Consider the following 24,127-nt stretch of genomic DNA (forward strand, 5'->3'; position numbering starts at 1 on the left):
TTTAGTAACCCGAATATTTCTCTGAAAGTACTTTTGCCTTCGCCGGCTCTATAAAATTTAAAATACTTCCCGCATCTTGCTTCTTCATTCTCTTTAACACGCTCACGGCTAAGTTCTCATCGAGCTTAGTGATAATCATCGCTGCGCTTTGCGGCTTCATGTTGGCATACACCCCGACCAACTTATTGACGTTCTCTTCATCCTCGGCGACTCGCTTATCTAAACGAGAGGCAATGTTCTTCCGCGCCAGTTCGAGTTCATCAATCTTCTTTTGAAGCTCATCTTTCTCCTTCTGCAATTTCTCTTCCATCTCTTGGAGTCTTTTCTCACGAGAATTCAACTCGTCTTCTTTAGCGATCAAATGTTCAATATAATTGGCGTTTTCTTTAACCGCGCTGGGCTTACGCGCATCCTTCTCGCCTTTAGGCTCAGCAGCGCTTACACCTGTTTTTTCCTCTTGAGGATCTTTGGTCTCGGCAGGAGTTGCCGCAGCGGGAGTCGTGTCCGCAGCCAAACTTTGGCTAATAACGCCGATATCAACATGGTCGAGGACGTAATTTATGTCTTCTGGAAACAGATAACCATACCCACCGGCAACTAATGCCAGGCTTAAAATCAATCCTAAGCCCACACTCGAGGATAATTTCCCTTGGCGCTTGTTAGAACTATAATCGATACGAAGCTTAGGGCGCGGAGCTGCCTTTTGCTGATTCTGTTTCAACTTTTTAAAGTGATCGTTATAGTTATTCATCCAATTTCCTTTTTGCCATTCTCTGAGCTCCCACTTCGCTCAGTCTTAAAATATCTTTTTTGCCGACCTCTTTTTTATAGGCCGCTTTCTTTTTGTCCTTGTGTGTTTCGAGTGTCTTCGCTTCTTTTTTCATCTCTGCGTGACGGTCTTTTAACTTCTGCAAGATCGACATTTCTTTTTTAAGTTGCGCTTCGATCTCTTTGACTCGAAAACCTAATCCCTCTATTCCCATATGAAGCAAGTTCGCGGTATTCACCTGAAAACTCCCATCACCAGTCCCTGTGCGGCTCACGGTGTCTCGCGACACTTGAATCTGCCTATGAATAGTATCTATTTGCTCGCGCAATAAGAGAATACGACCTTCTTGTTTTAGTACTTCATTCCAGGCAATTTTTTCCTCAAACTGCTTAATCTTTAAAAAGGAGTCGAGGCGGTAGTTGAATTTCTTCATTTGCCGTTACTGTATCTTAGGGAAATGGCGATCAATTCGTTGATCGAGTCGGAAAAGGTCGAGCGATGATTCAACGACTGCTTAAAGTAACGTTGGAGATCGTTGTAACACTGGATAGATTCATCGATTTCGGGATTGATCCCTTTTTTATAAGCACCGATATTAATTAAGTCTTCGGATTCGCGATAAAGAGCTAGTTTACGTCGCAGAATTTGTGCTGCTTGTAGATGATCTGGCGAAGAGACTTTATCCATCACACGACTAATACTTTGCAAGATATCAATCGCAGGATAAGTGCCTTGCTGAGCAATTTTTCGACTAAGTACAATGTGCCCATCGACGATCGAACGCACCGTATCCGCTACAGGCTCATCCATATCATCGCCTTCAACGAGAACCGTATAGAGGCCTGTGATACTACCACCAGATTCAAAGGACCCCGCCCGCTCAAGAAGACGGGACAGCGTGGGATATAGACTGGGAGTATAGCCGCGAACCGTCGGCGGCTCACCGGCCTGAAGTCCGATTTCTCTCTGCGCCATTGCAAATCGAGTGAGAGAATCCATGATCATGAGAACTTGCTTGCCCTGTCCAGAAAAGTACTCAGCAATCGATGTGGCAAGATAGGCACCACGAAGCCGTAACAACGCACTTTGATCGTTGGTCACAGCGACCACAATTGATTTCTTCATGCCTTCTTCACCGAGGACATCGTGAATAAAGTCTTTCACTTCGCGACCACGCTCACCGATCATCGCGATGACGTTAACGTCAGCTTCTGTAGAGCGCGCCATCATTCCCATGATGACTGATTTACCAACGCCTGAACCCGCCATGATGGCCACACGCTGACCACGACCCACGGTTAAGAAACCGTTAATTGTACGCACACCCAAATCGAGTGGATGAGCAATCTGTCGCCGATCCATAGGATTAATCGCAGCTTTGTAGAGTGAAACAGTATTTGATGCGAGAAGGGGACCTTTATCGTCAATAGGTTCGCCGAGTCCGTTAATCACCCGTCCCAGCATTCCCGGGCCGATCTTACATTCGCTCGAAGAACTGACAAGCTCGATGACGCTATCAAACCCGATTCCTTCCATCGAAAGATAGGGAACTAAAAGAGTTTTTCCTTTTTGAATTCCGACGACCTCAGCCAAAACCGATGTAGATCTGAGAGGCGAAGTAATTTTACAAACGGATCCAATATGAGCTTCCGGTAAAACACACACGACCATATTGCCGATGACATCCGTTATATATCCTGTTTTTTTAAGATAATCTTGGTCGTCGATTTTTCGTTTGTAGGAATCAAAATCAATCTTCATATTGAGTGTTGTCGTTGATGAGAGATTTCATACGTTGCAAACGTTGTTTAAGCGTACCGTCAATTGTTCCTTGAGGAGTTTCAATCACAACGTCTCCGGGCTGCAATTCGTCCTTAGCTTCTAACTTGATAGCACCGATATCCGTGTACTCAGGTTTTTGAATAATATTTGTTAAGAAATCAAAATCCCGTCGAGAGACATAGGCTTTAACATCATTCTTTTTAGAGGAATCTCCAGCGAGTACTGTCTTTATAAGCGGCACTACAAATTCGGGATCTTTTTCGATCTCACGCATAAGAATTTTTTCGGCAACAAAATAAGAGAAGTGAATAATCTCTTTTTCGTTTTCGGCGTAACCCTGAGCTCGGAGATCTTCGAGTTCGCTCATCCATTTTTTAAGAGTCTTAAAAGTCTCTTTGAGTTCGCCTTCAGCTGCACCGATCGTTTCGTCTTTACCTTTTTGCACACCTTCGGCGTAGCCTTTTTCGTAAGCCTGAGAATAAGCATCATCTTTGATCTTTTGGACGTATTTCATCACTTCGAGATCGAAGCGTCTCTGTTGCTCTTTCTCTTTGACGGCGTTTAAGCCGATTTGCTCTGAAATACGGGGATCGAGATCGAAGCTATCTTTGCGCGCGTTCTCGACAAAGTCGATAAATTCGACTTTTTTAACCTCGGCCCTCTCGTCCTTAACGGACTGAGGGACGTAATTAGTAACAATTTGTTCTTCTTTTTTAAACAAAGGCATCTTCCGATCCACCGCGAGCGATTGCGATCTTGCCTTCCGACTCTAGGCGACGAGCGATATTGATGATCTCGAGCTGAGCTCCATCCACATCGGAAACCTTCACCGGTCCTAGCGAAGCTAAATCTTCCGTCAACATCTCTGCTGCACGCTTCGATATGTTGCTGAACACTTTTGCTTTGATATCTTCGTTGGCTGTTTTGAGAGCCAAAAGAAGTTTGTCGTTGGGAACTTCCTTGAGAAGAAGCTGAATACCCTTGTCGTCGATCTTTCCGATATCCTCGAAGACGAACATGAGTTTACGAATTTCATCAGCCATTTCCGAATCGCGAGATTCGATGACTGAGAGAATCGACTTCTCTGTGGCTTTGTCCATTAAGTTTAACATTTCGGCCACAACCGATACACCACCAAGGTGAGCATTGTCTGTCGTTCCGATGTTTTGAAGTTCTTCTTTAAGTACAAGATCTACTTCCGCCAGAAGATCCGGAGAAACGTGATCTAAATTGGCTAACCTAAGTACAACCTCACCTTGGAGGGCTTCCGGGAGACGTTTTAAAACTTCCCCGCGTTTTTCCATTTCTAAGTGAGCTAAAATCACCGCGATGGTCTGCGGGTGCTCGTTAATCAAAAAGTTCACCAGGGATTTTGCATCCACAAGCTCTAAACTTTCTAGCGTACGAGATTGGCGACTGGCTGAATCGAGTTGGCCGAGAATTCCGCGGGCTTTTTCTTCGCCGAGCGCTTGAAGAATGGTATCGCGGGAGCTGACGTTATCTGAGAAGATGTAATCTTGAGTTTCGCTGACCAGCTCGTAGTACTCTTCGAGAACTTTCTTTGTCACCTCGATAGGAACAATGCGATAATGGTGCATCGTTGCTAACAATTTTTTTAAATCGGCTTCGTCCATATTTTTAAAAAAGATCTTGGCCGCATCGACCCCTAAATAATTAACCAAAATGGCGGCTTTTTCGAAGCCTCTGAGCTTGCGGTAATCGATGCTTTCTACTTTTCTGAGCTTTGCGGCGGCTTTATTGCTACTCATTTACACATCTCTCCTTACAAGCCATAAGCTAAACGCTCCGGCAGCCTTATCCTGATCTTCTTCGATCAGAGTCATAATACGATCCTTAAGAATTTCGCTTTCCGCTTTCTCCGGATCAATCGATTCTTGTAATATTGGAACAACTGAAGACATTCCTGGAAGACTATTATCCACGGACTGTAGCTCTTCCAATTCCTCGATCGTTTTAGGTAACATATCGTCGATCGATTCGTGGAAGCTGTCGGTCACCCAGCTTGTGAATGGTCGAATGAGGAACAAATACACCAGTGCGAGCCCGAGAGCCGCTAACACCCAGCTCAAAACAAATCGAATCAACTTTTGGCGATAAATTTCACTGGAAATTTCTTCGGCGGCCGTAAAGTCTTCTTTGGCAAACTGGAACGATTCGATCTTGACGGAATCTCCGCGCTTTTCGTCAAAGCCTATGGCATTACGAATTAAGTTTTCGAAGCGAGCGATCTCCTCGGCATTCCGCGGTTTCCACTCCGTCGTCGCCTTCCCATCTTTATCGGTTGAGGTCACATTGACGCCATCGACAAGGACCGCGATGCTCAAACGATTCACTGCACCGGCGCCTTCGATCACGTTGCGAACGGTTTTGGGAACCTCGTAATTTGTTGTTTTACTCTCGCGCTTTACATCTTGATTGAATGATACAGCTCCGGCTTCAGAGGCTCCAGGCAAATTGGCTCGCGCTCCAGCCACTCCTGTAGGATTGGAGCGGTTTCCTTCTACAGACTCCTGCTCCGTCTGTACGGCACGAATCGCCGCTTTGTCCGCATCGACCGTCTCTTCAACCATGGAGATTTTTTTATTGTTCAGCTCGGCACTGACTCGGGCGATCACTTTTCCTTCGCCCACCACTTTTGTAAGGATGGATTCCACACGCTCTTGGAAGTAGTTTTCGATCTTACGGCGAGCATCCATAAGTTCGGCGGAATCCGCTAAGGACGAATCTGATTTTTTAGAAAGAACTTTACCGCGAGAATCCACCACGGAAACATCCTCGGCCCGCATGTTTTCCACACCGTTAGCCACAAGGTTGGTAATTCCGCGAACTTGATCTTCGGTCAACATCTTTCCCGGGCGCATTTCGACCACGACAGAAGCGGTCGGATTCCGAGTCTCTTCCAAAAACGTTTTTTTCTCGGGAATCGCTAAAATGACCTTGGAACGCACTACTGGATCCAAACTGTTGATGGCACGCATGAGCTCACCCTGCAAAGCTCGTTGGTAGCGAATCTTTTGTTCATACGAGGTCGCACCGAAATTGGCTTTATCAAAGATAGAGAAGCTATCCGCCGAATCGCCACTACCCGCCTCTGACATGATTAACATCTGAGTCGAAGGTAGAAAGTTTTTAGGAATAAGGACCGTACGTCCACTGTCTCTCATTTGATAGGGGATCTTTTTAGAATCTAAAATATTAATCACCGATGGAGATTTTTCCGGTGTAAGATCCTTAAGAAGGACAACGTAATCTTGCGACGAAGCCATAAACATGATCGTCACTAGAGCTGTAACGGCAACGACCAAACTCCCAATCACCGATATTTTTTTAATCGGAGTGAGCGACTTGTAGAACTCGCGCAATTGAGATACCAACGTTTGTAACAAATTCTTCACAGTTTACCCCTTAAACCTGCATCTTCATGATTTCGTGATAGGCGTCGATCATTTTGTTTCTGACGGATGTCATAAGTCTTAAAGCGATATCCGCTTTTTCCGCGGAAATCTTAACGTCAGCGATATCTGTGGTTTGGCCAGTGGCTAATTGCTGCATTTTTACATCTGCAGTTTGTTGAAGATCATTGACCTTCATCACTGCATTTTGAAGTGTGTCTGCAAATGAAGTTTCCGATGCGCCGTCAACAGAGGACGGAGAATTTGAATTCGGTTTAACGATGTCGTTAATACCTTTACTTGTATTGATAAAGCCATTCTGGCCACTAATTTTTAAACCGTCCATGGTCTAACCTACCCTCTTGATTATTTTACTTCATTCGTCCTAAAAAATTAATCCCCAATATTCAAAGCCGTCATAGCCATGTCCTTGGTCGCGTTCAAGGCTGAGACGTTAGCCTCGTAAGCCCGAGTCGCCTGAATCATATTGGCCATCTCTTCCATTAAGTTGACGTTGGGATAGGCCACCATTCCATTTTCATCAGCATCAGGATGGTCCGGCTCGTGTCTCAAATTTGGAGCGCTCGTATCGACATGGATATCTGTCACCTGAACGCGATTTAAACTCTCTGCGCCGTGATTTAAAACCTCACCAAAGGTTTTTGCGTCTGGAGTCGCTTCGAGAACCACGTCTTTTCTGCGATAGGGACCGCCCTCGGGAGTGCGAACCGTATTCACGTTGGCGATGTTGCTCGAAATCGTATTCATGCGCACCTGCTGGGCGCGCATTCCACTACCGCTAATTCTAAAACCAGAGCCAAAATCCATTATCGGCCTCCATCATTTGCCGCGTACTTTAAAGCGGCTAATTTCTTATTGATCAGCTGAGTCGCGGCACGATAGGCAATGTTGTTTTCGACCATGTCCGACATTTCCCGCTGAAGATCGACGGTATTCCCATCGTTAGAAACTTCCACTTCTGGATTGTCGTAGATTTCAGCTTGCATGCTGTCGAGAGCGCGCGGCGAAACGGGAAAATGATCGGGGTTCGTGGCCTCCACAACATGATTCCCGTCTGTGCGAATCGCGTGAGCCAGCGCCTCTTCGAAATCGATTTTCTTAGCCTTGTATCCTGGAGTTTCAGCATTGGCGATATTGGCAGAAACTACGTTCTGCTTTACTTGGCGCATTCTCGCCGAAGTGGCCAAAGCTCTCAGTGTTTTATCAAATATTTCAGCCATGAACTTCATCCTTTTTATATTCGTTTAATTTATTACGAAGTGTACGGATGCTGATTCCAAGGAGCTTTGCGGCCATCGTACGATTTTCACCTGTAAATTCTAAAGTTTTAAAAATAAGTAAACGTTCTGCCTCTTGGACAGTCATCCCGGGGCCAAAAGATTGAATACGAGATTCCGCATAACCCTCGATCATAAGATCTTCGGCTTTGATCTCCGTATTTTGCGTCATCAAAATACTTCTTTCGAGAACACTCTGGAGCTCACGCACATTCCCGGGCCAATTCCAACTTAAAAGCTTGGTCATCGCACAGCTAGAGAATTGACGGCGAGGCAAATTATTTTCGCTACAAATTCTTTCCATAAATTGATGTGAGTATTGTTCGATATCCTGAATGCGCTCACGAAGTGCAGGGATACGAATGGGAATCACATTAATTCGATAGAATAAGTCTTTGCGGAATTCACCGCGCTTTACCATCTCTTTAAGATCGCGATTAGTGGTACAGATAAATCGAACATCAATGGCTTTAGATTTGGTGCTGCCCACGCGAGTGAGTTCTTTCTCTTGAATCACACGCAGAAGTTTTCCCTGAAGATCCAAAGAAATTTCACTGATCTCGTCTAACAGAAACGTACCTCCATCGGCCGCTTCTATCTGACCGATTTTTGTTTGATGTGCGCCGGTGAAAGCCCCTTTTTCGTATCCGAAGAGTTCGCTTTCGAGGAGTGTGCTCGGAATCGCTGCGCAGTTGACGGCAATAAACGGAGCTTTACTACGAAAGCTTTGCGCGTGGATGTATTGAGAAAGTTGCTCTTTACCGACACCGCTTTCGCCTGAGATCAAAAGAGTCGCTTTGCTCATAGACAAGTTATCAACGAGCTTTAAGATATTTTGCATTACCGCATCATGAGTTACAAAATTTCTCATTTCGAATTCTCCTTTTTATCCGCCATCGCAGGGATACGATCGATATACTTTTTGTACTGATCGTTCCATTTTTTGTCTTTGACAGCTTCCGCCGCTAGATTTTTCCAAACATTACCTTCGGAAATTGAAGACCAAACATCCTCAGCTTCTTTGAATTTTTTCTGATGAGCCCACTGAGCGCCTAACTTGTACTTTATTTCGTCATAATTATAGTCAGTATCTTTAAATTCTTGGTGAAAGCGCTCCATGTAGGAAAACAGTTCAGCCTCTGGCGCCTTTGCGTCATCCATCAACGCAATCTTTCTCTTGAGAAGATGGAATTTCTCCTGCTTCTTGGTTTTCTCTGAATCTAAATACCTATCGATTTCATCAATAGCTTTTTGTGGCTGTTTGAGAGAAGCCTGAACATCGGCTTTTAGGTTCACGATATCAAAGTTACCTTTAGAGATTTTCTCTAAATGCGCGATCGCCGCCGACCAACGCTCGTTGTTCATATCGATTTTAGCGGAAACCATATGGAACTCGTCTTTTTCTTCTTGCGATATTTTATCTAGTTTAACCTTCGTCAGCGTTCCCGAAGCGAGACCGTACTGTTTATTTTCGAGGTAGCTCTTTGCAAGACGAAGCTGAATAAAATCTTCCGTCGGCAAACCCTCGTAGACACGAACGGACTCGGGATCGGCAAGCTTGTTGAATTTATTTAAAAACTCATTATAGGCCTGGATCGCCGCCGGATAGACTTTCGCTTTCTCGTAAGCGACACCTTTAAGATATCCGTAATCCACACGCTCGGACTTTTTGAACCACACTTCATCGTAATTCTCATAAACCTTAAACGCTTCTTTGAGTTCATTTTTGGCGATGTGATCTTTAATTTGATAGGCAATACCCCGTCCGATTCGACGTTGGAACTTTTCAACGTACAAAGGACGCTCGACTTTCTTAAAGAAAGCTAAAAGTTCATCCGTCGCTCTTTTGTAAAGGCCTCGGCTAAAATAGGCATCCGTCAGCTGGAAGATCATAAATTCATCCGCCTGTGGGAGCGTGATCATTTTCTCGTAGCTGGTCATATCGTCGACAAGTAACTGAAGTCGCTTATTTTCGGAGGTGATGACCTGATGCCATAAAAGGCGAACTTTAGCGACCGCACCACCTACTGTCGATTTGTAACGGAAAACAGATTCGTTGTAATACCCTCTCCACTTCGCAGGATCCTCACCTACGATTTCAAAAATTTCTCCAAGACGAGTCATTGCGTAGGGCGCGTAGGCATGTTGAGGAAATTGCTTAAGAAAATCTCTAAACGACTCTAAACTCACCTTGTAATCTTCTTCGACGAACTCCGCTTCGGCTTTGTTAAAGTAAGCGTTAGGATAACGTTCTTTGTCTTTAGGAAATTGCTTCCATGCCGTTTCGTAAAGACTAATAGCTTTTTTATACTCTTTGCGTTCAAAGAACGCGTCGCCAATATTGTAGGCAGCTTCAACTCTGATTTCGGGATCCGCTCCGTAAATCAATCGCGAATAAATATCCGTCGCTTCTTTAAATTCAGAAGCTCTTAAGAGATTTTGCGCTAATAACAGATCAATATTCGATCGAAGCGGCGATTTTAAATATTTTGTTTGATAATATTTAAGACTGCGAATAGCACCAATATGGTCTCCCATTTGAGTGCGAATAAGACTCGTGAAAAGAATGGTTCTTTCGGCCAGAGGAGACTCTGGATATTTTTTAACGATAGCATCGTAGAGATTGAGCGCTTCTAGTTTTAAATGCCGAGAAGTATCAATGCGCGATAATTCGTAAACAGAATCGGCCTGCATGTACTTTAACATATGGTCGTACTTCGAATTGGGGTACTTTTTCGAGAAATTCTTCTTACCTTTAATAAAATCTCTATAGCGTCCATCGACGAACAATTTGTGAAGCTCAATGGCGTGTTTTGTCTCTTTATCGTCAGCGTCTTCGATTTCGTAAGCGACTTTCTTTCGGGTGATTTGATCAATATCCCGACTTTCACTTTGTAGGATCGGCCACTTGAGGAAGAGTTTTCCTCGAGCTTCGATGATGGAATCTGGATTAAAAATCACTTTATTGGCATCAAAGTTAATAAGATCAAAACCTTCTTCCGTGACACTTTTCACTAAAGCATTAAGTTTAGGATCAATCACATCAGGAGTGTTACCGAGTTTTGTATAATCTAATTTTGTCGGAACTGACTGATTCCCCACTTTAGTAGGCTTCGGTGGCTCGATTTTTATAAATTCAGTGCTCGACGGAGAGCGCTTACTGGCTTTCGCCGCCAACGTAGGACCTTCCTCAGTTTCGGGAGCCGACTTCCGAGCTTTAGCCGCTGTCTTTTGATCATCAAGATAAAAATCCACAGACAGCGCCACTGGCGTATCCGTCAAGTAATCAAAAACCTCGACGTTTGGATTCTGAGGATAAATCCGAATAATATCTTTATTGAGCGAAGCACTTTTCTCGACGGTAATCTTCTGAATGAACTGATCACTATAACCGCGAAGCGAATTCGCCGAAACGGCATCAAGTTGAGAAACCGCTAACTCCACATGATCCGACTTTTGCACCAAGGAATAATCCGCACTATGAACCTCTGGGAGTTCAAAATGAGTCACATCATTAATGTGATTAATAATCACACTACTCTGCGCCCAAGCTCGGCCCAAACCCATACCAAAGCCGCAAGCGACCAGACCCAATTTAAATATCCAACCAAAGTATTGCTTCATAACCCCTAGACCCATCTGGAGTTATATTAAGCAGAATCAGTGCCATAAATTTCCGAAGCGATTTTGAAATCTGTTTTTTCTTTCCGGATGCTTAAAACCGAGTTCCGCAGCGAAGCGAGGACCTGTCTGAGCGTTTTAAGCGTCCGGAAAGAAAAAACAGATTTCAAAATCGCTTCGGAAATTTATCCTAGACCCTTATTAAAATTGCAGTGGTTTTTGGCGCTTGAGACAAAGTACTGACGGTGGAGAAAAAATAAAATACTGGAGGCGTGCAAAAAAACACGACTCCAGTCGCAGGAAAGACAGGGATGGGTGTTGAACCACCTTAGGGGGGCGTTCAATCCATTACGTTAAGTCAAAACCAACCTTCTCAATTAAGAGAAGGCCGAGTTCAATAATTGGAGTGCGTGTTTAGAAGACTGGTTAGCTTGAGCCATCACAGAGGTTCCTGCTTGGAGCAAGATATTCTGTTTGGTCATTTCAGCCGTTTCTTCCGCGACATCTACATCACGGATTCGGCTATTTGCAGCGGCCATGTTCTCAAGTGAGATCGACAAATTGTTGATCGTTGAGTTCAGTCGGTTCTGCATAGCTCCAAAGTCCGCGCGCATTGCTGAAACAGCAACGATCGCTTCGTCAATAGCTGCTAACGAGTTTTGAGCTGACGCTTTGTCTGCAACCGTGGTGAGGTTTACACCGATGGCCGCACTGTTCGCGTCTGTTTTAGAGGCATCAAATGATAATCTATCAATATTTGGATCGTTACGAGTTCCCACCTGGAAATCAAGCACTGCGCCTGTTCCGCTGAGGAGTGGAGTTCCGTTAAACTCTGTGGAGTCTGCGATACGATCAATTTCGTCTAATAATTGTTGGTATTCGACATTGAGGAGCTGTCTCTCAACAGGTCCGATAGTATCAGAAGCACCCTGTACGCCGAGTTCGCGCAATCTGATAAGGATGTTACTGACTTCTTGCAAACCGCCTTCGGCAACTTGAATCATAGAGACACCGTCTTGTGCGTTTCTCCATGCCATCTTCAAACCGCGAATCTGTCCGCGAAGACTCTCTGAGATTGCCAAACCTGCCGCATCATCGCCCGCACGATTGATTCGATAACCTGAAGATAACTTCTCCAAGCTCTTATCAAGTGCTAACTTCGTTCCGTACAAATTTCTTTGTGCGTTCAAAGCCGCTGTGTTTGTATTAATCCTGAGTCCCATGACTATCCTCCTTGAACCCTACGCATCGATCCTTCGACACATAAAGAGATATCACATCCAGTGGTTTCTCTTGTATTACTCATCGGTGTTTCACTTTGAGTCTTTAGAGGTTTTCGTCTCATTTTAGTAAATCTAGACTAAGGCACCCTTTGTGGGGACATTAAATCGAATTAATTCGATCTTAGCTCAACAACTAGACTATGATCCCTTGATAAAATTAGATAATTTTATAAGAGGAAGAGAGAAAGTATGCGTCTGAGACTATATATATGCTCGTTTCTTACATTAAGCTCTTGTTCTTTATTTTACGACAACACACGCGTAAGGATTTCTCACCTCCCCATCGAATCCGCAGTGATGTTTCCGAAGGGTTTTTCCATAGACTGGCAAACAAATAGCACCACTGTACAAGGGACTCACGAAAATCAAATCTATATGTGTCGATTCGGAGAGGTGAATAAAAAATCTCGTCGGCAGTCCGTGAGCTTAACAAAAAGTAAAAGTTTTGTGGTTTCAAAAGCGCGTATCACGCCCAAATATGATGGTGAAGGGCATTTGATGGAAAGTTCGACTTTGAATATCACTTATCTATTATCTCAAGGGATCGACTCCCCCGCACTGCTAGATATGGCCTGTCGGGACTGTACAAATTCGGTCTCGAAGCACTGGTCTATGTGCAAACCGGTCAATATAGATACCGCAGCAATTACTTCTGTCCTACAGCAAAACGAAATTATATTTACAGAGGGGGACGGGCCTTCTCACCGGAAAATTCCTAAAATGAATATTCAAATTCAGCGTGAAGACGAAGAAGAAGTTGTCGGTTAAATAAAAAAGACAGGAACACCGTCCCTGCCTCTTTCATTCAGTTCAATCTTAATTAAAATCTTAAACTATACTTTTTTAGCTTCGGCATTTTGTGGAGCAGCTTCCTTCTTAGAAGCAGACTCATCACGAGAACCTTCGCTCTGCTTTTCTTGAACTTTTCCGTCAGTACGCTGCTCTTTAGGGGCGCTGGACTTGTCGGAGGGAGAAGCTTCTTTATTCTTACCGTCGTTATTATAATTCGTCATAGTTTCCTACTTTCGTTAATCGGTTTTTTTTAAGGTTAAACAGTTTGAGATTCAGTTTGCGTTTGAGAACCACCGTCTTTTCGCACGGGATTGCCAATTTGAGAATCTTTAGGATCTTCAATTTTCAGAGGAGAATCTTGAGTATTGTCTTTTTGACCACTCTCTTTGATGAAGTCGGTACGGTTATCTTTTTGAGGAGCGTCTTTTTGATGGGTTTCAGACATAGGATCTACTTTCGCTAAATGTTTCGGGCTTACGAAATGTAAACTTACAAATACAGAGAGCAAGATTGGCGCCACTGTCAGATGCCCCCCTCGTCGTTGTGAGCCCAACATCGACCCAAATATCCCTAACCCTACAGACATATTCCCCAACATGTCCGGCAGGTACGCCGATACTTTTTGAGAACCACTGCGGCATTCGACGCAGTGGTTCTCAAAAAGTATCGGCGTACCTGCCGGACATGTCTTTTGGTCTAGGGTTGGTGAGTGTTCGGGTTTTTTTACTCAAAATTTAGAGGGGACATGATTTAATTAAGGATATGAAAACCTATTTATATGTTTTGCCACTATTAATAGTTATGGGCTGCCAATCCTCTCAACGCACTCCTCAGAGCACGAGCCCTCGCGTCTCCAGCACCACCGGCGCACCCCACTTCCCCATCGGTAGCCAGCTCGCTCTCGACACGCACCTCCTCCAAGACCGCCGCCACCGATTTATCAAAGAACAAAGTCTAAGCCGCGACACGATGGACGGCGGCCGTGTCACCCATCACAAATGCACGTTCAAATCGATCAACCAAGAAAAAGCCGACAAAGGATCTAACTACCTTCTTTCACGCGTCATCGTCGATCCCAGCTACAATGCTACGACCGGCCTTCTTCGTCATACGCAAAATGTTCGCTATATTTTTTCCGACAGCGCCGGCCGAGAAGCCATCGAGATGCAATGCTTTAAATGCTTAAAAGATAAAAAAGGGGGGACCTGTATCACAGCCTATGTTCCCACCAACAGCGCGGACGCCATCATCGCCGTCCTCGACAACGCCCACGTGACTCTCAATCTAGGAGATGGGCCAAGAGTACAGCCTGTTGCCACACGGGACCCGAACTTTATTCCTTCCGCGGGAGCATTAATGCCGGCGCTCGACTCATTTATGCCCGCAGGTGGAGTGACGCAGTAACTGCCAACTTGAGCTCTTTTAGAGTTTTTCAAAAAATATTTTTAGTCTAATTTTGAGCTGACTAAAAAAATCACAAAAATTTCGAGATAATTGTTTCACCTTGATACGAAAGACTAGATCGAAGGTCTAATTTCTCAAATCTAGACTTAAAACGTATCATAGTTTGCCGATCAATTGGATACAGTAGCTTAGGTTTGTAAAAAACTTTGACTGGAAACTTAAAATAACAAGAGTCTTCATAGATGGAAGATTCAAACAGTGAAAGACCTCAAGGAAGATTGGTCGTAACTTTTACAGGAGCGATATAATGTCGTTACGTATTAACACCAACTTAGCTTCCTTGAACAGCCAACGCCAGTTGTTCAACACAAACCTGGCTATGCAAAACAATCTAAAAAGATTAAGTTCGGGATATCGTATTAACAACGCTGCTGATGATGCTGCCGGTTTAGCTATTTCGGAAAACCTTCGTGCACAGATTCGCGGTCTTAAACAAGCCAACCGCAACGCCAACGATGGTGTCTCTTTAGCGCAAGTCGCAGAGGGTGGTTTAAACGAAGTTTCGAATATGTTAATTCGTATGCGTGAATTATCAGTTCAAGCCGCTTCTGATACGGTCGGCGATACTGAACGTAATTTTATTGATATGGAATTCCAAGCATTAAAAAAAGAAATTCAACGAGTGGCCGAAGTCACCGAATACAACGGTCAAGAATTGTTGAATGGCCTTGGCGGAGCTATTGATATCCAAGTGGGCGTGCACAACGATCCATTCCAAGATCGCATCACATTCGATGCGGGTCGCGCGGATTCAACGGTAGACGCACTAGGGCTCACTGCGGAGAGCACGGTTGGTAAAGAAGAAGCCAGAACTGCTCTTGGGGTGATCGATGATGCTCTCACTCGCACCAACGCCATGCGCTCGGATCTTGGAGCTTTCCAAAACCGACTCGTATCGACCATCAACAACTTGAATATCGCCCATGAAAATCTATCAGCAGCAAATTCGAGAATCAGAGATGCGGACATCGCTGAAGAAACGGCTGAACTCACTCGTAACAATGTCATGTTGCAAGCGAACACCGCCGCTTTATCTCAAGCGAATAGCGTTACCAACTTAGCGTTGAAACTGATCGGTTAAACCCGGGAAGTACATCCGTCAATCTGAGCATAGCGAAGAATCTCTCGAGATCTTTCGCTAGCGCTCAAGATGACAATAAAAGGGTCAATGAGGCGTCATTGGCCCTTTTGCTTTTAGGCTTCCCGCGCGCGGATGCGCGACCTTAGCGGCGCTTTTTCTTGTGGGCGCCGGGACGCTCGGTGTGTCGAGAACTCGCTTTAAAAAGTGAACTCGCCTTAAACGGCTTACTTCCCGACTTAACATCGAGACTTTCGAGATTGAACTTTTTAGGTCCCTTTTGTGCGCCGACATCGATCACCGGAGAGTTGTGCTTAAAGCGTTCCACTTCTTTAATTTTTTCTTCTGCCGGCTTTCGCGAAAAGAACCGACTAAAGGCGCTACGCTGTTTCTCTGGGACTACGGGTTTTTGGTTTTTTTCCTCGTCCTCGACGCTTCTCAGTTTTTTCGACCTTTGTAAATTTCTATCGTTGGACTTGGCTGCCGATTTTGCAGAGGGCTTTTCATGAAACTTGGGGGATCGTTTGTCACCCGCCTTAGCACTTCTGTCGCGATCACGATTTCTTTCACGATCACGATCTCTGTCCCGATCTCTGTCTTTACTTTTCCCGCCGGACTTTTTTCCCGCCCACTTTTTATCTTTACGATTCGGATTATTGTCGTTGGAGCGTTTTCTATTTTTCTCCCGCTCGGCAGCGCTCTGTTCGGGCTGTCTCTTTCCTTTCGACTTTCCATAGGATTTAGTTCCATGAGCCGGCCGTCTTGGACTGTCGTCAAGAGAACCGCCTTCGAGAACAAAATCAATCTGTCCCTCATCGGTGTTGGCGCGAGCGACTTGCACTTCAAGAACATCTCCGATTTTGTAGGTCTTCCCGGTTCGTCGCCCTTTGAGAATAAGGGCATCCTCGTCGAATTCAAAAATATCATCACCCAACTGATCCACTTTCAGTAAACCATCTACGTCGAATTGTCTTAAAAGAACAAAAACTCCGAATTTCACGACGCTACTGACAACCCCTTCGAAGACTTCTCCAAGATGCTCCTGCATAAAACGAGCTTTCTTAATCGAAATCACTTGGCGCTCGGCCTTCACTGAACGCTGCTCATAAGCGCTGAGCATTGTTCCCGATGTACTGATATACTCCTCATCCATTGGAGGAGTTTTATAGGCTCTCATCGTTAAACTTTTTAAAAGGCGATGAACAATCAGATCAGGGTAGCGGCGAATCGGGGATGTAAAATGCGTGTAATACTCAAAACCTAAACCGAAGTGACCGACGTTGTTCCCCGTATATTTCGCCTGCATCATACTTCGCAGAGTTAATATGTTAAGGACAATTCCCTCGGGCTTGCCGTGAAACTCTTGAAGAGCTTTGGTCAGCTTTTTTTGCAACTGGCTCGAACCCATCTTCGTACTGGAGCCGAAGGTTGATAAAAATCGCTGAAGTTTATCGATGTCTTCGGAGTCTGGTGGTTCATGGATACGGTAAAGTGCGGGAATCTCAGCATCGTGAAGGTGCTTCGCCACCGTCACGTTGGCGATGAGCATTAATTCTTCGATGAGTCGGTGTGCGAACACTCTCTGTGAGCGAATGATATCTGTCGGAAACCCTTCGGCATTCACAACAACCTGAGTTTCTGGAACCTCCAGCTCTAAAGATCCCTCACGGAAGCGTTTCGTCATGAGCACTTTTGCCAAATCCGCGGCAGTTTTAATATTCTTTTCCACCGCCGGGTTTTTATGATGCTGTTGTCCCTCGATGATCTCTTGGGCCTCCCCGTAGGTCACGCGCGCCTGGCTATGCATCACGGCTTCGTAGATTTTATGATCAACAACGGTCCCTTGAAAATCGATCTGCATTTCGCAGACAAAACAAAGTCGATCCACCAAAGGCTTTAAAGAACATAATTCATTCGAAATTTTCTCTGGCAGCATCGGGATGACAAAATTAGGAAAGTAAGTACTTGTCCCTCTCTCGTAGGCGTCTTTGTCCATGGGATGTCCTGGACGCACGTAGTGGCTCACATCCGCAATGGCCACCCATAAGTGAAAACCTTTGGGACTGGTTTTAACGTAAATCGCATCATCAAAATCTTTTGCAGTCACACCATCGATAGTGATTAAAGGCAAATCGCGAAGATCTTGTCGACCCTGAATTTCTTCGGGAGTCACTCCACTTGGTAAAGAGTCGGCTTCCCGAAGAGCAGCCGCAGAAAACTCGGTCGGAATTTGTTGAAGATGAGCCACACGCTTCACATCATTGATAGGATCTTCGGCATTACCGATCACTTCGATCACTTTGCCTTCGAGAGTACCGCTTTCGTCATTTGGATATTTAGTTATGTCCACAGCCACGAGCTCACCGTCTTTAGCACCGCGAGTGGAATCTGCAGGAATTCGTAATGCCGTTCCCATTTGTGAAGCGGCCTCGAGCAGTTGTCCTGCTCCGCGGTCAGTGGCACGAAAACGGCCGACGATTCTTTTGGTCCCGCGCTCTAAAATTTTAAGAATTTTTCCGTGGAAGCGATCCGAGTCTCCCGAACGAAAAACCGAGACCTGAACTTTATCGTTGGTCATTACCCCTTGCATTTCGCTACGGCCGATATAGACGTCTTCGTGCTCAGGATCATTAGGAATAAAAAACCCGAATCCATCGGGGTGGCGTTTGACTAAGCCATCAAGAGTGTATGTTTTCATTCTTAAAGAGTAACGGATCTACAAGGTATACACGATACGCAGACAGTCTAAACCCTATGCTCGTGTTTTGGGCTATTTGACCTTTGCGATGAACTTGTCTAGAAGGGGGCATGGAACAATTTCTACCAATGACCATTACCCCCATCGGAGCGATCGAGTCGCCGTTTAAAGAAAAATTCGGCACCCCTCGACAATCTTTGATTGCTCGAACGACCGCCTCGGCCATCCGCTGGAATCGCAAGATGGTCCGTGATGGAATGCTCGAAGGATTTGAGGTGGGCCATTACGTTTGGGTGGTTTTCAGCTTTCATCTGTCGTCCAATAAAAAAGTTTTGGAAAAGGTCCACCCTCCTCGCCTCCGTGGGAAAACCATGGGCGCTCTAGCCACGCGCACTCCCCATCGCCCCAACTCATTGGGCTTGTCTCTGGGGCGCATCTGCAAAATCGAAAAACTTCGTCTCCACATCGAAGGCTTGGATCTCGTCCACGGAACCCCGGTCTTTGATATCAAGCCTTATCTTAAAAGTTTTGATCGCCCTAAGGGGAAGTCGATCCATTGGGTGGACGAAACTCCATTTAATCGCCTCACCGTCCGTTGGAAAAGATCAGCACTGGCGACGGTTCATAAAGACCAGCAAAAAGAGTATAAAAAACAACTGACCGAAATTCTTCGCGAAGATCCTCGACCCTTGGCTTACCTTAAAAAAAATGATTTCCAGTATTTTATGAAATACGGAGATTACGATGTGGGATTTACTATTGTGAACGATACTGTCACCGTGCAAGAGCTTCGACCGCTTTGAAGGCGAGATGATTCGCTACACTAACGAGAGTTCGTAAATGTAATCCGTTTGTGGCTCCAGACCCATTTGAAAAATGTGGGAACCCACTTTGTTAAAATTATTTTTAAGGTAGAAGGCCTGGGCGCGAGGATTGTTTTCCCATACACCAAGCCACACGCCGTTTTTATTTTTCGATCTCGCCACTTCTAGGGCTTTGGACATGAGAGCCTGAGCCACGCCTTTTCCCTGCCAAGCGCGATCGACATAAATGCGCGCCAACTCTATGGGCCGCTCTGACTTCACACAAGCTTCTACCGGTCCATCGTACATATTGAAATAACCCACGGGTTGATTTTCAACCCAAGCCATAAAAATGCTACGTTTAGGATCTTTGAGCTCACCCTCTAGCTTTTGAGGTGTGAAATAGGTGTCCATGTAGACACGCATATTCAGTTCCGTATTCGTCGGGGAAAATGTTTCGTGAAAAGTTCTACGACAGAGGTCACACAACAACGGTATTTCGGTCAAAGTCACAGGTCGAATTTCCATTTCGCTTACTTAGTTCATTTTAACCCAGCTGGCACTATGAAAAATACTCACGCAGGGATCACTGAAAGGTTACATTTTGGGAGGAGCAGGAATCGCGAGCAAACCCAAGCCCACGGCAAGAACTTCTTTCGTCGCTCGAGAAAGCTCGAGACGAGCATTACGATGCTCTTTATCTTCCAGTTTCCCAATCGGACAATCGTGATAAAAGCTATTAAACACTTTGGCGAGCTCGTAAACGTAAGTGCATAGAGGTGCGGTTCGTAGATTCTGGGCACAACTTTCGACGATTCGATTGAACTGAGCTAATTTTAAAAGCAGTTCGAGCTCGATGGGCTCCGTAAAAAAATCGCTATTGAAGGCCACAGCTTTATCCACCGGATTTTTTTCGAGAAGAGAATGAATTCGTGCATGGGTGTATTGGATATACGGCCCCGACTCCCCATCGAGCTTTAACCAATCTTCCATTTTGAAGACGATCTTTTTATTCATATCCATGGAATTCATTCCATACTTGATCGCCCCTTGAGCCACCATGTCGCTCGTCGCTTCGATCTCCTGCGGACTCCATTCCTTCTCGTAGCGTGTGAGATAAGTACTTCTCACATGAGCCTTCATCTGCTCAATGAGGTCTGTGATCGGTACGATATTCCCTTTTCGAGAACTCATTGCACCATCGGGGAGTTCCACAAAGTTATATTTGAGATGCAGGCAGCGCTCGGATTGACTTTCCATTCCTAACTTTTTTAACACAGCAAACACTTGCTTAAAGTGGAGCTCCTGACGCATGTCCACGATGACGATGCAAAGTGAGGGATTATAGAGCTCAAACTTTCGACGAGCTAACTCGAGATCTTTAGTGGCGTAAAGACCATTCCCATCGGACTTCAACAGGAGACAGAAACCCAAGTTCTCCTCAGTTAGATCGTAGCCAATTGCACCTTCGGAGATCTGGAGCTTGCCCTCGGAATGAAGATTTTTGACCCACTCGACAGAGGGAGAATCCACATCCGACTCCCAAAACCACTTATCAAAAGCCACTCCCGCCCACCGGTAAACCGACTCCATCAAATCAATCGACCACTGGCGAGTTTCTTTCCAGAGATTATAAAACTCACCCGATTTTTGTTCGAGTTCTTTAAGAATCGATGTCAGCTGAACGCGGTTTTTCTCTTCGAGCGGAGTATTGCGTTCATCTTCGAGTTTGTTGTGTGCCGCCGAGTACATGCGACCCAGCCACACTCCCTTGTCACTTTGAGGAACCGGCGTGGAATTATGATACTTAAGATACCATAAGCATTTAGCGACATGAGTCCCCACATCACCAGGGAAGGTGGTCGTCAGCACGGGGCGACCGCTGTACTTAAGAAGTTTGACCAGTGATAAACCGAAACACAGATTTCGCATATGACCCACGTGCAACTCTTTGTGAGTGTTGGGCTGAGAATACTCCACCATCACCGGTTGAATGGAAAGTGGAGGGCGCTTGAAAAACGCGCCAGAAAGTATGGGTTCAATCACCTGGCTCGCAAGAACCTCGGGCTTCAGATATAAATTGAGGTAGGGCCCTACGGCTTTTGCATCCGAAAAAATAGGTTGGGATTTGAGAAGAGTGGCTAGGCTCGCCGATATTTCATTCGGTTTTTTTTGGGTCGATTTGGCCAAAAGAAAGCAAGGGTACGCTAAATGACCTAATTCGATCTTCGGTGGAACCGAAAACTCATTCGCCACGTCGTGGGCGACGAGATCCACCCCGAAAGCTTCCCTCACTGCACGAACGATCTGCTCTGAAACAGTGGCAAAAAGAGGGTCCATCGCTTTATTTTTTTCCATCAGGCCAAGCTAACAGAAAAAAAGTAATGCATCAAAATAAAAGGTGTACAGGAAAAGGGTTTTTGGTAGTTAAAACCATGTTTTTCCTTCAAATTTTTATGGCTTTAACGCTTTTGCATTCGCAAGAGAAGTGTCGAGATCTTTTCCGCCGTCCTTTGTTGGTGACCCCGAATGCTCAGGGCTCTTTTGTCGGCCGTGAGGCCCTAAATCCCACCGATACTCTCTTTAAGTATTATCAATCGAGGATCGAAGCGATCAATTCCTTCCGTCAATTGCCCCGATTCGAATGGAAGGATCTTGAGATTCTGCGAACCCTCTCGAACGGTGGGCGCGGAAATTTAGCCATCTACTTGGCCCAGTATCGGGACGAGGTGGTGGTGATCAAAGTTTCCAATCCTCGAATGAGAACCACAGAAGCGGTCCTCCACGAAGCTAAGGTGCTGATGGAGCTCAATAAAGTGAATCAGGGGATAGAGTTTTTGGGTTTTACCGAAACACCCACCGGAGAACCTGCCATGATCACCCGCTACGAAAGAGGCGTTGCCGCACCCCTCTGGTTTCAGAGTTACCGCGAGATTCGCGACAAGATTTTTATCAGCAAGGAAATGATCCAGCAAACCCTAGCACTGGGAGAGCTTCTCGAAAAATTAGGCTACGTCTACACCGCTGATATGCAACTGCTGTTCACCCATCAGCAAAGAGTTTTTCTAATTGATACCGAATTCTTCTTTAAAAGGCGCCCCAATCCAGAGCCCATTAACGCAGAAAATACGAATCCCCGCTTGGCCGCCTCGATGCATGCGCAGATGATGAATACGCTTTACCTGCGACAAGTTCAGAAGTATCGCGGGTTATTAGGGCCTCAAAATTAAAAGGAAAGTTATCCCACTTTACGGAGAGAGCGGGGATCGATGGGTCCATCATCAGTGATGATTTCGCCCTCGACGCGGTTACGACCTTTATCTTTCGCTTCGTAGAGCTTGGTGTCGGCGATCCGCACAAGAGTGTGAGCATCAATGACTGCACCTTTGCCCTCGATCAGAGCCACGCCAAAACTGGCTGTCATATGCATTTGATCTTTATCTTGGGTGAACTCCGTCTCGGAGATCACTTTTCGTAAACGATCCGCAAATCGGAGTGCACCCTGTGTCTGAGTCTGCGTGAGACAAATCAAAAACTCGTCACCACCGTAGCGAGCCGCAAAATCGACCGAACGAATATTCTTTTTAACGATCTCGCCCACCTGGGAAAGCACGTAACTTCCAAAGAGGTGATCGTGTCCATCATTGACGTTTTTAAAGTGATCCATGTCCATCATAATGACGGCCAAGCCATGCTTGTAGCGGCGAGCTCGCTCGATCTCGTTGTTTAAACGATCGTAAATGGACCGCATATTATAAAGACCGGTCAAATCATCGATATCCACCAGGCTTTGTAGCTTTCGATTCGCCTCGCGAAGCTCTTGCTGAGTGCGCTTGAACTTCAGCTGGCTGCGCACGCGAGCGACGAGCTCCAGCGGATTAAAAGGTTTACAAATGTAATCCAAAGCTCCCGACTCCAAACCGCGGATAATGTCTTCCGTCGAATTGTTGGCCGTGAGGAAAATCACCGAAACGTGCTCGTCCTTTTGACGAAGCAATTTCATGGTTTGAAAACCATTGAGTTGCGGCATATTGATGTCGAGAATGACGAGATCTGGAGAGAAATCTTTAAGAAGCTGTATACCTTCGAGGCCACTGGTGGCTTGCAAGACTTTGTAGGACTCGTGTTCGAGAATTCGCGCAAGGAAACGCAAATTGTCTTTGTCATCATCGATAAGAAGAATCTTTTCCTTGTTCATACGCGATCTCACGTCCTAGTTATTACCTACTTTTCTCTTCGGCATGCGTACATATAGAATAAAGCTTTTAGCCAATGATTTCATGGGGAATTGGTCCAGAAATCGCGGTTTTAAGCCTTTTTTTCCAGGCCAACGTCCTGAAAAAAAAAACAGAATTCAAAACAAAAAGGCGCGGGTGTTCGCCGCGCCTCATTTAAAACTCGAAATGCGAGTCAACTTTAGTAAATGGACTCTCCCGTTTGGTCATTGAATCCGTCACAGTCCGCATCGATCGCTAAATTCCTTTCGCACCAAATGGGAAGTGTCGAGACATCACCACCATCATCTGGTGAATCGCCACCAGTTTCTCCAGATCCACCGCCACTATCAGGCACCGACCCACTGCCATCGTCTCCCCCGCTCTCGTCATCCGCCGGAGAGTCTTCGCATAGCCCTAAAAAATCGTGTTGGTCATGATGAGGACCGCCGTGCTTTAAGTGAGCCATAGTGGCCTTCAAAGGTAATATCATTTCTTTCCACTGGGACGGATTCCCCGGAGGTCGATGACAAACTTGGATACAAATGAGATGCTTCGATTTTCCGTGACAGCTGACCTTGTGCTGAACGATGTCCGCTTCCGTAGCGCTTGATAAACTCACCTTTTGGATGGCGCCGCCCTCGCTCCCAGCCAGGCTCATCGGCGCAGAGTCCGATGGTGAATTATTGCTACAGCCCACAGTGACGAGGACGGTAACTCCTACAACAGTGGCAATACCCAAAGACCTTCCAAACATATATCCTCCGTGAAAGAGTTGTCATTGCTTCGACAAGTTTAATTGTACAGGGTTTTTTCGCGAAATAAAATCGGTGTCCCCAACTGGAATGGTGCCAAAAAAGTCGGACTCTTTTGAAGAACTTTTTTGCACCTATTCCTACCAGAACGATGGAC

General features: G+C 45.5%; 24 protein-coding genes. 5 read left to right on the forward strand and 19 right to left on the reverse strand.

What is annotated here, in order from left to right:
- Window position 1: 1 nt before the first annotated feature.
- From K2Q26_01825 to K2Q26_01880, 12 genes are all read right to left on the reverse strand, one after another.
- Window positions 2–751 carry a hypothetical protein gene (locus tag K2Q26_01825; GenBank protein ID MBY0314228.1) on the reverse strand — a complete coding sequence of 250 codons (750 nt, stop codon included), beginning with the start codon at window positions 749–751 and terminating at the stop codon, window positions 2–4.
- Window positions 744–1,202 (reverse strand): hypothetical protein, encoded by a 459-nt coding sequence (locus tag K2Q26_01830; protein MBY0314229.1) that lies wholly within the window; start codon window positions 1,200–1,202, stop codon window positions 744–746. Before K2Q26_01830 ends, K2Q26_01825 begins: the two co-directional genes overlap by 8 nt.
- On the reverse strand, window positions 1,199–2,530 hold the full coding sequence (locus K2Q26_01835) for a FliI/YscN family ATPase (protein MBY0314230.1): 1,332 nt from the start codon (window positions 2,528–2,530) through the stop codon (window positions 1,199–1,201). Before K2Q26_01835 ends, K2Q26_01830 begins: the two co-directional genes overlap by 4 nt.
- On the reverse strand, window positions 2,520–3,272 hold the full coding sequence (locus K2Q26_01840) for a hypothetical protein (protein ID MBY0314231.1): 753 nt from the start codon (window positions 3,270–3,272) through the stop codon (window positions 2,520–2,522). The genes K2Q26_01835 and K2Q26_01840 overlap by 11 nt, the downstream gene beginning before the upstream one ends.
- A complete protein-coding gene (fliG, locus tag K2Q26_01845; GenBank protein ID MBY0314232.1) occupies window positions 3,265–4,320 on the reverse strand; it encodes a flagellar motor switch protein FliG in 1,056 nt (351 codons plus the stop codon). The genes K2Q26_01840 and fliG overlap by 8 nt, the downstream gene beginning before the upstream one ends.
- A complete protein-coding gene (gene fliF / locus K2Q26_01850; GenBank protein MBY0314233.1) occupies window positions 4,321–5,967 on the reverse strand; it encodes a flagellar M-ring protein FliF in 1,647 nt (548 codons plus the stop codon). It lies immediately after the preceding gene.
- A 10-nt stretch (window positions 5,968–5,977) separates the two neighbouring features.
- Window positions 5,978–6,310 carry a flagellar hook-basal body complex protein FliE gene (gene fliE / locus K2Q26_01855; protein MBY0314234.1) on the reverse strand — a complete coding sequence of 111 codons (333 nt, stop codon included), beginning with the start codon at window positions 6,308–6,310 and terminating at the stop codon, window positions 5,978–5,980.
- A 47-nt stretch (window positions 6,311–6,357) separates the two neighbouring features.
- Window positions 6,358–6,795: a flagellar basal body rod protein FlgC gene (gene flgC, locus K2Q26_01860; protein MBY0314235.1), complete on the reverse strand. Its 438-nt coding sequence runs from the start codon at window positions 6,793–6,795 to the stop codon at window positions 6,358–6,360.
- On the reverse strand, window positions 6,792–7,205 hold the full coding sequence (flgB, locus tag K2Q26_01865) for a flagellar basal body rod protein FlgB (GenBank protein MBY0314236.1): 414 nt from the start codon (window positions 7,203–7,205) through the stop codon (window positions 6,792–6,794). The genes flgC and flgB overlap by 4 nt, the downstream gene beginning before the upstream one ends.
- Complete coding sequence (locus K2Q26_01870; GenBank protein ID MBY0314237.1) at window positions 7,198–8,133, reverse strand: sigma-54 dependent transcriptional regulator; 936 nt, start codon at window positions 8,131–8,133, stop codon at window positions 7,198–7,200. Before K2Q26_01870 ends, flgB begins: the two co-directional genes overlap by 8 nt.
- Window positions 8,130–10,886, reverse strand: coding sequence for a tetratricopeptide repeat protein (locus K2Q26_01875; GenBank protein MBY0314238.1), 2,757 nt, complete (start codon window positions 10,884–10,886; stop codon window positions 8,130–8,132). Before K2Q26_01875 ends, K2Q26_01870 begins: the two co-directional genes overlap by 4 nt.
- Before the next feature lie 374 nt (window positions 10,887–11,260).
- The gene (locus K2Q26_01880; GenBank protein MBY0314239.1) at window positions 11,261–12,106 is read right to left on the reverse strand and encodes a flagellin FliC; all 846 of its coding nucleotides are present in this window, start codon (window positions 12,104–12,106) and stop codon (window positions 11,261–11,263) included.
- A 249-nt stretch (window positions 12,107–12,355) separates the two neighbouring features.
- Here K2Q26_01880 and K2Q26_01885 point away from each other — a divergent pair, with 249 nt between their 5' ends.
- Complete coding sequence (locus K2Q26_01885) at window positions 12,356–12,934, forward strand: hypothetical protein (GenBank protein ID MBY0314240.1); 579 nt, start codon at window positions 12,356–12,358, stop codon at window positions 12,932–12,934.
- 65 nt (window positions 12,935–12,999) lie between these two features.
- On the opposite strand, the gene K2Q26_01890 is transcribed toward K2Q26_01885, so the two are convergent.
- Together K2Q26_01890 and K2Q26_01895 are read right to left on the reverse strand one after the other, a co-directional pair.
- A complete protein-coding gene (locus K2Q26_01890; protein ID MBY0314241.1) occupies window positions 13,000–13,179 on the reverse strand; it encodes a hypothetical protein in 180 nt (59 codons plus the stop codon).
- A gap of 35 nt (window positions 13,180–13,214) precedes the next feature.
- A complete protein-coding gene (locus K2Q26_01895; protein ID MBY0314242.1) occupies window positions 13,215–13,403 on the reverse strand; it encodes a hypothetical protein in 189 nt (62 codons plus the stop codon).
- A gap of 317 nt (window positions 13,404–13,720) precedes the next feature.
- On the opposite strand from K2Q26_01895, the gene K2Q26_01900 reads away from it, so the two are divergent.
- Both K2Q26_01900 and K2Q26_01905 read left to right on the forward strand, forming a co-directional pair.
- On the forward strand, window positions 13,721–14,362 hold the full coding sequence (locus K2Q26_01900) for a hypothetical protein (GenBank protein MBY0314243.1): 642 nt from the start codon (window positions 13,721–13,723) through the stop codon (window positions 14,360–14,362).
- A 307-nt stretch (window positions 14,363–14,669) separates the two neighbouring features.
- Complete coding sequence (locus K2Q26_01905) at window positions 14,670–15,503, forward strand: flagellin FliC (GenBank protein ID MBY0314244.1); 834 nt, start codon at window positions 14,670–14,672, stop codon at window positions 15,501–15,503.
- Window positions 15,504–15,645: 142 nt separating this feature from the next.
- Here the strand turns inward: K2Q26_01905 and rnr are convergent, their stop codons facing one another.
- Window positions 15,646–18,198 carry a ribonuclease R gene (rnr, locus tag K2Q26_01910; protein MBY0314245.1) on the reverse strand — a complete coding sequence of 851 codons (2,553 nt, stop codon included), beginning with the start codon at window positions 18,196–18,198 and terminating at the stop codon, window positions 15,646–15,648.
- A 110-nt stretch (window positions 18,199–18,308) separates the two neighbouring features.
- Here rnr and tsaA point away from each other — a divergent pair, with 110 nt between their 5' ends.
- Window positions 18,309–19,001: a tRNA (N6-threonylcarbamoyladenosine(37)-N6)-methyltransferase TrmO gene (tsaA, locus tag K2Q26_01915; protein ID MBY0314246.1), complete on the forward strand. Its 693-nt coding sequence runs from the start codon at window positions 18,309–18,311 to the stop codon at window positions 18,999–19,001.
- Between the two features lie 15 nt (window positions 19,002–19,016).
- On the opposite strand, the gene K2Q26_01920 is transcribed toward tsaA, so the two are convergent.
- Both K2Q26_01920 and argS read right to left on the reverse strand, forming a co-directional pair.
- Entirely contained in the window at window positions 19,017–19,529 is a 513-nt protein-coding gene (locus tag K2Q26_01920) for a GNAT family N-acetyltransferase (protein MBY0314247.1), read from the reverse strand.
- A 69-nt stretch (window positions 19,530–19,598) separates the two neighbouring features.
- Window positions 19,599–21,359 carry an arginine--tRNA ligase gene (gene argS, locus K2Q26_01925; GenBank protein ID MBY0314248.1) on the reverse strand — a complete coding sequence of 587 codons (1,761 nt, stop codon included), beginning with the start codon at window positions 21,357–21,359 and terminating at the stop codon, window positions 19,599–19,601.
- Between the two features lie 77 nt (window positions 21,360–21,436).
- Here argS and K2Q26_01930 point away from each other — a divergent pair, with 77 nt between their 5' ends.
- On the forward strand, window positions 21,437–22,231 hold the full coding sequence (locus K2Q26_01930; protein ID MBY0314249.1) for a hypothetical protein: 795 nt from the start codon (window positions 21,437–21,439) through the stop codon (window positions 22,229–22,231).
- 8 nt (window positions 22,232–22,239) lie between these two features.
- Here K2Q26_01930 and K2Q26_01935 read toward each other — a convergent pair whose 3' ends face one another.
- Both K2Q26_01935 and K2Q26_01940 read right to left on the reverse strand, forming a co-directional pair.
- Window positions 22,240–23,199: a diguanylate cyclase gene (locus K2Q26_01935; protein MBY0314250.1), complete on the reverse strand. Its 960-nt coding sequence runs from the start codon at window positions 23,197–23,199 to the stop codon at window positions 22,240–22,242.
- A 218-nt stretch (window positions 23,200–23,417) separates the two neighbouring features.
- The gene (locus K2Q26_01940; protein ID MBY0314251.1) at window positions 23,418–23,972 is read right to left on the reverse strand and encodes a hypothetical protein; all 555 of its coding nucleotides are present in this window, start codon (window positions 23,970–23,972) and stop codon (window positions 23,418–23,420) included.
- Window positions 23,973–24,127 lie beyond the last annotated feature (155 nt).

Source organism: Bdellovibrionales bacterium (genome assembly GCA_019750295.1).
In the GTDB taxonomy this organism is placed as follows: Bacteria; Bdellovibrionota; Bdellovibrionia; order Bdellovibrionales; family JAGQZY01; genus JAIEOS01.